This is a genomic window from Streptomyces boluensis, from assembly GCF_009908195.1.
Lineage (GTDB): Bacteria > Actinomycetota > Actinomycetes > Streptomycetales > Streptomycetaceae > Streptomyces > Streptomyces boluensis.
This window is the reverse complement of sequence record NZ_JAAAHS010000733.1, coordinates 1-1,064: the sequence shown is the minus strand read 5'-3', so window position 1 is coordinate 1,064 and position 1,064 is coordinate 1. Positions and strand designations below refer to the sequence as shown.

Annotated in this window: 1 protein-coding gene and 1 pseudogene; both read left to right on the top strand. The window is 72.0% G+C overall.

Annotation, left to right across the window (positions count from 1 at the left end):
* Positions 1–137 precede the first annotated feature (137 nt).
* A pseudogene (locus GUY60_RS39620) lies at positions 138–359 on the top strand (alcohol dehydrogenase catalytic domain-containing protein); the annotation flags it as partial.
* A complete protein-coding gene (locus GUY60_RS37800; RefSeq protein ID WP_312866582.1) occupies positions 342–1,016 on the top strand; it encodes a quinone oxidoreductase family protein in 675 nt (224 codons plus the stop codon). The pseudogene GUY60_RS39620 and the gene GUY60_RS37800, both read left to right, overlap by 18 nt.
* Positions 1,017–1,064 lie beyond the last annotated feature (48 nt).

Genomic DNA, 1,064 nt, shown 5'->3' with positions numbered 1-1,064 from the left:
CGACCTGAAGGACGCCGCGCAGGCGCACCGCGACATGGAAGCGGGCCGGACCACGGGATCGTCCGTCCTCGTCCTCTGACCGCGACCGGGCCGCACGCCCGCGCCGCACGCACCCGACCTCCGCCCCCGGCGAGGTACGGATCCGGCACGTCGCCGTCGGCCTCAACTTCGCCGACACCTACTTCCGTACCGGCCTCTACCCGGCACCGCTGCCCGCCGGGCTCGGCGTCGAGGCGTCCGGTGTGATCGAGGCGGTGGGCGAGGGCGTCACGCATGTCGTCGAGGGCGACCGAGTGACGTACACCGGCAGCGCGTTGGGGGCGTACAGCACCGAGCGGGTGATGTCCGCCGCGCCGCTGATCCGGCTGCCCGACGAGATCAGTTGCGAGACCGCCGCCGCCATGACCATGCGCGGCCTGACCTCCGCCTATCTGCTCCGCCGCATCCACCCGCTGAAGGCCGGCGACACCGTACTGCTGCACGCGGCGGCGGGAGGTGTGGGCCTGATCTTCTCCCAGTGGGCGAAGCTGCTCGGCATCCGCGTCATCGGCACCGTCTCCACCGAGGAGAAGGCCGAACTCGCCAGCGCCAACGGCTGCGCGCACATCGTCCACTATCGCCGCGAGAACGTCGCGGAGCGGGTGCGTGAACTGACCGACGGCGCCGGGGTCCCCGTCGTCTTCGACAGTGTCGGCAAGGACACCGTCGCGGGCTCCATGGCCTCGCTGCAACGCCGTGGCCTGCTGGTCTGCTTCGGCACCTCCTCCGGGGTGCCGCCGCTCGACGCCATGCAACTCGTCCTGCACGGCTCGCTGTTCGTGACCCGGCCCGCGCTCGCCGACTACATCGCCGAGCCCGCCGAGCGGGACGCACTGGCCGGTGAGCTGTTCGGCCACGTCGCGTCCGGACGTATCAAGGTCCAGATCAATCAGCGCTACGACCTGAAGGACGCCGCGCAGGCGCACCGCGACATGGAAGCGGGCCGGACCACGGGATCGTCCGTCCTCGTCCTCTGACCGCGACCGGGCCGCACGCCCGCGCCGCACGCACCCGACCTCCGCCCC